Below are 6,654 nucleotides of genomic sequence, written 5' to 3'. Positions count from 1 at the left end.
GGGCATGCCTCCTTCCTGCGTCGGCAGGGGGGCGGCGAGTTCGGCCACGGCATCGGGCAGCAACCGCTGGTTGAGCAGGTGAAGCACGTGGAAATTGCGCCGCAGCCGCAGTTGCACCGGATCGGCGGTGGGGATGCGGGCGGCCTGCGCGAACAGCGCGTCGGCCTCCGCGAAATCGCCGAGGTTCGATTTCTGCAACGCCCGGTTGATGACATATTCGCCGAGCTGGCGCTGGTTGACCGACCCCGAAGTGCCGCCTTCCGCCCGTTGCAGCAGCGTGTCGAAGAATTCGGCGGCCTCGGCGTAGCTGCCGCTGTTGTTGCGGCGATAACCCTCGGCCAGCGCCTGATCGATATCGAGGCTGCCCGCCTGCACGCGCGCGAATGCCGCCGGATCGCCACTGCCGGTGGTCGCCACCTCGATGTCGCCGGGCAGGATCCGGTCGGCCACGATAGTTCGCAGGCCGAGTTGCAACGCCCCGTCGTAGCCGGCCAGCCCCTCGGCGGCATAGGTCGTGCGGCCACGAGTAAACGCATAGGCATGGTACGGCACGTCGCCGGTGGTCAGCCGGCACTGCGCCAGCGTGGCACCCGCCAGATCGGGCACCGTCGCCGCGGCCGCCGCCTCACACGCCGTGCCGGCACCGCGCAACGCGGCGAGGCGCGCGACGGGATCGTCGCCGGCGTTTCGGCGAAGCGCATAGATGCGCCCGATCGGCGTGGCGGCATCGCGGCACACGATGGCATAGGCGCGATCGAACATGCCCTTGATCGCGGGATCGACCGATCGCGACTGCACCTGGCACAACGAACTGCCGCCGCTGCCGAGCCGGAAGCTGTTCTGGAGGCTGGGGCGTATCTCCTGCGCCGCGACGGGCGCGGCGAGGGGCAACGCGACGGTCGCGGCTAGGACCAGACGAAACCCCGGATACTGACGCACGATCGTCTCCCACCTTGTCGCGTGGGCAGGCGGATCTCTCGTCCGTCAGTCGCCCCCGCTCAACAGTCACGGTTCGACGGGGCGCGCCCAACCCCTCGAATCGTCACAGACTACAACAGCGGCGGCGGTGGTCGAAGCATTAACTTGGGCCTGAGCGTATCGACAGCGGCACATCTGCCGCCCGATCCGTCGTTACCGCTGAATTAACGATCGAAACCATCGCACCACAAAGAAAACGGGCGCCGCGACCATGTCGCGACGCCCGTTCAATCGACCGTTCCGTCGCCGAAGCGACGGAGTGGGATCACATGTGGTTCTCACCGACGTTGTCGGCGGCGTCGTGCAGGTTGTCCGCAGCGTTCTCGAGCGAAGCTTCGGTCGCCTCGTTGGTGGCGTTGTCGGCTGCCGCTTCGAGCGAATCGGCAGCGTTCTCGATCTGCTCGGATGCGTTGTCTGCTGCATTGTCCACGACCTGCTCGGCCGGGGTTTTGTTGCAGGCGGACAGGGCAAGCAGGCCGGTCGCGACGAGAACGAGGCTCAGCTTCTTCATTCGAGCAGCTCCAATAAATTCATAACGGGCGCGGCCCGAATGCCGTCCCAGAATCTCCCCATAGCGTGCCGGCCCACTCCGTCAACGTGAATATTAGGTGACACACGGGTCATTCAGGTCGAATTGTGTTGCGTCGCACAACGTCTGGCGCAACCATAACCGTCATCAAACGTTGATTTTTCCGAACGACGCTTTGGTGCCACGGAACTAGCCGGTGGAGCAATTACGGGCGTACAGATTCAGATATGAGGAAGAGTCCATGATTGGTGGCAAGACCGGAACAATAAAGCGTGTCGCCCTCATCGGTAACTATCCGCCACGTCTCTGCGGCATCGCAACCTTTACCTTCGACGTGCACGCCGCGCTGACTGCGGCCTTCCCCGATGTGTCGGTCGACGTCTATGCCATGGAAGATCCGGGCACGACGCACGCCTATCCGGCGACCGTCTGCTGCACGATCGCACAGGACGACTTGGCCGATTATCGCGCTGCCGCCCACCGGATCAACGCCAGCGGCGCCGACGTCGTGATCGTGCAGCATGAATATGGCATCTTCGGCGGTGACTCCGGCGTGCATCTGCTTCGCCTGCTCGACCGCGTGTCCGCGCCGGTGGTCGTGACGCTGCATACCGTTCTGGAGGCGCCCAATTCCGGGCAGCGCGCGGTACTCGATGCACTTGCCCGTCGTGCCTCCAAGCTGATCGTGATGGCCGAGAAGGGCCGCGAGATCCTCGAGCGGGTCAACGGCGTCGCCAGCGACATGATCGCCGTCGTGCCGCACGGCGTGCCCGATCGCCCGCTGCTGCCGACCGGCGAGCACAAGGCCCGGTTCGGTTTCGACGGGCATGACGTGCTGCTCACCTTCGGCCTGCTTTCGCCCAACAAGGGTATCGAAACGGTGATCGAGGCCCTGCCCGACATCGTCGCCACGCATCCGCAGGCGCTTTACGTCGTGTTGGGCGCGACCCATCCTCATCTGGTGGCGCGCGAGGGCGAGGCGTATCGCGAGCGGTTGATCGCCCTCGCGGCGGACCGGGGCGTCGCCGACAACGTCCGCTTCATCGACGGCTTCCTCGAACAGGAACTGCTGCTCGACTATCTTGCGGCGGCCGACGTGTATGTGACGCCGTATCTCAACGAGGCGCAGATCACGTCGGGTACGCTCTCCTATGCGGTGGCGCTGGGCAAGCCGGTGGTTTCCACCCCGTACTGGCACGCGACCGAGCTGCTCGCGGACGATGTCGGCATCATCGTGCCGTTCGGCGAAAGCCCGGCGTTCGTCACCGCGATCAACGGCCTGCTCGACGACCGCGCGCGGATGGAACGGATGCGCGAGCGCGCCTATGCGATCGGTCGCAGCATGATCTGGCCGCGTCTCGCCGCCGCCTATCTCGCGATCTGCGAGGATGCGATCGCCAGACGCCCGGTGCGTCTTAAGCGAAGCGAGCGTGAACCCGTCGCCCCCGCCCGCGCCCGGCTCGACGGGGTCGAGCGGCTGACCGACGGTTGCGGCATCATCCAGCACTCGATCTTTGCGGTCCCGGATCGCGACCACGGCTATTGCGTGGACGACAATTGCCGCGCGTTGATGCTGATGCATCAGTATGACGGCGACGACATGGCACGGGCCGACGTTCTGGCGACCGTCTATGCCTCGTTCGTGCAGCATGCATGGAACGGGGATATCGGCCGCTTCCGCAACTTCATGGGATTCGATCGCGGTTGGCTGGAGAGCGAAGGGTCGGAGGACAGCTTCGGTCGCTCGCTCTGGTCGATCGGTGTCACCGTATCGGAGGCCCGTTCGGCAGACATGCGCCGCTGGGCGCTGCATCTGTTCGATCAGGTAGCGCCGCACGCCGAGGCGCTCGGCAGCCTGCGTGCCTGGGCGTTCGCCCTGCTCGGTGCCGATGCGGTGCTCGATGCGCATCCCGGTCACGCCCCGGCACGGCGGCTGGTCGCTAACCTCGCCGCGCGCCTTGTCCGGCAGCTGGCGGCGGCGCGCCGGCCGGACTGGGTCTGGTTCGAGACGGTGCTGAGCTACGACAACGCCCGCGTGCCACAGGCGCTCATCAAGGCCGGCAAGCGGCTAGGCGACGAGACGATGCTGGGTGATGGCCTTGCCACCCTCGACTGGCTGGACGGCATGCAGCGCAATGCCGAAGGTCAGTTCCGCGCGATCGGCACCGACAGCTTCGGCATTCCGTTCGCCGCCCCGCTGCCGTTCGACCAGCAGCCGCTGGAAGCATGGGCGACGATCGACGCCGCTGCAACGGCCTATGCCGTCACCGGCGACCGGCGCTGGGTGGATACCGCCTGGGTCGCGTATCGCTGGTACGGCGGCGCCAACGACATCGGCCTGCCGATCTCGGCGCCGGAGGAGGGCGACTGCTTCGATGGGCTGATGAGCGATCGGGTGAACCTCAATCGCGGGGCGGAATCGGTTCTCGCGTTCCAGTTCGCCTGCTGCGGCATGGCGCGCCTGCTGGGGAAGGCGAATAGTGTCGGCGGCACACGTGACGCGCCGGGTGACCTGCGCTACCGTTGAGTCTTGCTACAAGGGGGTGGGCAGCTTTTGTTCGATGTGATTCATTGCCCGCTGCGATTGCAGGCGGATCCGGCGCGGGTCGTCGTACGTCCCTTCCACATTCCCATCGAGGCCGACCCGAAAACGGGCGGCCCCGGCCGGGTCCGCCGCATCGTGGATGCGGTGCTGGAAATGGACGACGCCAGCGCCCATGCCGAACTGGAACTGGTGCTTCGCGACTTCGAGGCGCGTCACTGGCAGACGCGGGCGGTGTTCATGACCCGCTACGGCGCGATCAAGGTGGCGCTCGGGCTGGATGACACCAATCTTAGCGAGGAGCGCAAGCAGCTGATCGGGGCATTCTTCTGCCACGAATACAGCTACGCCGCCGCTGCCCTGATGAACCCCAGCATCGTCGCCGCGCCAGACCAGAGCGGTCTGTCGCAAGGGGCGGTACGGATCGTGATGTCGCTGCGCGCGGTGGGCGAGGGCCATATCTCCTCGGTGGCCTTCCGCGAGGGCATCCTCGGTCCCGATGCGGCGTTCGAACTGATGCCCGAGCCGCCGTTCGCCACCGCTGCCGATACCGCGGTGGAACTGCCGCGCGGCGCGGTGGAGGTGCATCGCCACCGCGACAGCTCGCTGTCCGGCACCGTGCTGTTCCCGATGACCTCGGCGCAGAGCAAGGGGCTGGAGGATCTCCGCCTCGTCGAGTTCACCCACGACGACGGCACGACTGAGTGGATCGGCACCTATACCGCCTATAATGGCGCGACGATCCGTTCCGAACTGATGCGCACGCGCGACTTCCGCAGCTTCGTGCTGGCGCCGCTCAGCGGGTCGGCGGCACGCAACAAGGGCATGGCGCTGTTCCCCCGCCGGATCGGCGGCGACTATTACATGCTCGGCCGGCAGGATGGGGAGAACGTTTTCCTCATCCGCTCCGGTGATCTCGATAGCTGGGGCGAGGGCGAACTGCTGCTCAAGCCGCGCTATCCATGGGAACAGGTGCAGATGGGCAATTGCGGATCGCCGGTGGAGCTGGACGAAGGCTGGCTGATGCTGACCCACGGCGTGGGCGCGATGCGCAAATATTCGATCGGCGCGGCGCTGCTGGACAAGGACGATCCCTCCAAGGTGCTCGGCCGGACCACCCAGCCGATCCTGTCCGCCGCCAACGAGGACCGCGAGGGTTACGTCCCCAACGTCGTCTATACCTGCGGCGCGCTGAAGCATGGCGACCGGCTGTTCGTGCCTTATGGCGTGGCGGACAGCTCGGTGGCGTTCGGCTTCGTCAACATCAAGGATCTGCTGGCGGAGATGCGCTGACCCGAACGGGGCTGCATCTCACGCCCCATACCCCGGGCGAAGTCGAGGGCTGCGACGCGCGCGTCTCGACTTCGCTCGGGGTGGTCGCTTGGATCGATCAGGCCAGTACTCACACGTCAAAGGCACGCTGGCGACGAACGATCGTGGACCGATCTGACTTTGTCTCCGCAGATCGTTCACGGCCGGACAGGCGCCCCCCTCGATCACGCCCACCTGACAGAAACACGCCCTACCGCATAACCCCGACCGGCGGATCCAGTTCTTCCGGCGCATTCGCCACGATCGTCAACATCGCTGTCCACGCCGCCTCCGCCTGGGCGAACTGCGCCCGGTCGATCTTGTCGAGCGTGTCGTCGGGCGTGTGGTGCAGTTCGAAGTAGCGCGTGCCGTCCTGCCGCAGGCCGATCGTCGGCACGTTGTTCGCCGTCACGATCGGGGCCACGTCGGTGCCGGCGTGGGCCGCGTTGTCGCCATACGTCACACCCAGCGGCAGCAGCGCCTCCGCGATCCGCTTCACCAGCGGCGCGTCCGGCTTGCCGACGTGCGTGTCGAAACGCCAGACCCGGTCCGCGCCGAAGTCCGCCTCGCTGGCGAAGACGTGTCGTTCGCCCTTGTGGCGATCGCGATAGGCATCCCCGCCAAGCCCGCCGACCTCCTCGGCGCCGAACCACACGACGCGGATCGTCCGCCTTGGCCGTCCGCCCGCCGCGACCGCTTTCGCGGCGGCAGTCGTGATGGCCAGCCCGGCGGCATCGTCGATCGCGCCGGTGCCCAGATCCCAGCTGTCGAGATGTCCGCCGACCAGCACGATGCCCGCCTTCGGGTCGCGGCCCGGTATCTCGGCGATCACGTTGCCGGACTGGCGGATGCCCGCGTCGCGCGGGGTTAGCGTCAGCCGCATCCGCACCGGCTGGCCCCGCGAGAGCAGGCGTTCGAGCTGATCCGAGTCGGGCAGCGCCAGGGCGGCGGCGGGGATCGGGACCACGTCCTTCGCCCAGTTCGTCTGGCCGGTGTGCGGCATCCGTGCCGGTCCGGTGCCGATCGAGCGGATGACGATCGCCGCCGCCCCCTTGCGCGCCGCCAGTGACGGGCCGTTCCGCCGCACATCACCGAACGGGCCGTAGCTCGATCCGTCCTGCGTCGGGCCCATGCGGTGCCATACGAACACGATCCGCCCGCGCACCGCCGCGTCGGGGGCGGCATCGAGCGCGGCGAGGCTCGGGAAGCCGATGGCCTCGGCCGTCAGCCCGTCGACCGGGGTCGCGCCGCTCGCGCCGAGCGCGGTGAGCGTCAGTCTCTGGGGGAAGGGCGC

At 67.1% G+C, this 6,654-nt stretch carries 4 protein-coding genes and 1 pseudogene; 2 read left to right on the top strand and 3 right to left on the bottom strand.

Going from position 1 to position 6,654, the window contains the following annotated elements; translation table 11 throughout:
* Both FOY91_RS20160 and FOY91_RS20155 read right to left on the bottom strand, forming a co-directional pair.
* Nucleotides 1–939: pseudogene (locus tag FOY91_RS20160) on the bottom strand (CHAT domain-containing protein); the annotation flags it as partial.
* A gap of 304 nt (nucleotides 940–1,243) precedes the next feature.
* A complete protein-coding gene (locus tag FOY91_RS20155; protein ID WP_145155703.1) occupies nucleotides 1,244–1,489 on the bottom strand; it encodes a hypothetical protein in 246 nt (81 codons plus the stop codon).
* A gap of 259 nt (nucleotides 1,490–1,748) precedes the next feature.
* On the opposite strand from FOY91_RS20155, the gene FOY91_RS20150 reads away from it, so the two are divergent.
* Complete coding sequence (locus FOY91_RS20150) at nucleotides 1,749–4,034, top strand: glycosyltransferase family 4 protein (protein ID WP_145155701.1); 2,286 nt, start codon at nucleotides 1,749–1,751, stop codon at nucleotides 4,032–4,034.
* 27 nt (nucleotides 4,035–4,061) lie between these two features.
* Complete coding sequence (locus FOY91_RS20145) at nucleotides 4,062–5,342, top strand: glycoside hydrolase family 130 protein (RefSeq protein ID WP_145155699.1); 1,281 nt, start codon at nucleotides 4,062–4,064, stop codon at nucleotides 5,340–5,342.
* A 229-nt stretch (nucleotides 5,343–5,571) separates the two neighbouring features.
* On the opposite strand, the gene FOY91_RS20140 is transcribed toward FOY91_RS20145, so the two are convergent.
* Nucleotides 5,572–6,654: M20/M25/M40 family metallo-hydrolase (locus FOY91_RS20140; RefSeq protein WP_145155697.1), on the bottom strand; the 1,083-nt coding region annotated here is incomplete at its 5' end.

Origin of the sequence: Alterirhizorhabdus solaris, assembly GCF_007785815.1 — a bacterium.
In the GTDB taxonomy this organism is placed as follows: Bacteria; Pseudomonadota; Alphaproteobacteria; order Sphingomonadales; family Sphingomonadaceae; genus Alterirhizorhabdus; species Alterirhizorhabdus solaris.
The sequence above is the reverse complement of the archived record's forward strand: the minus strand, read 5'-3'. Positions and strand labels throughout refer to the sequence as shown.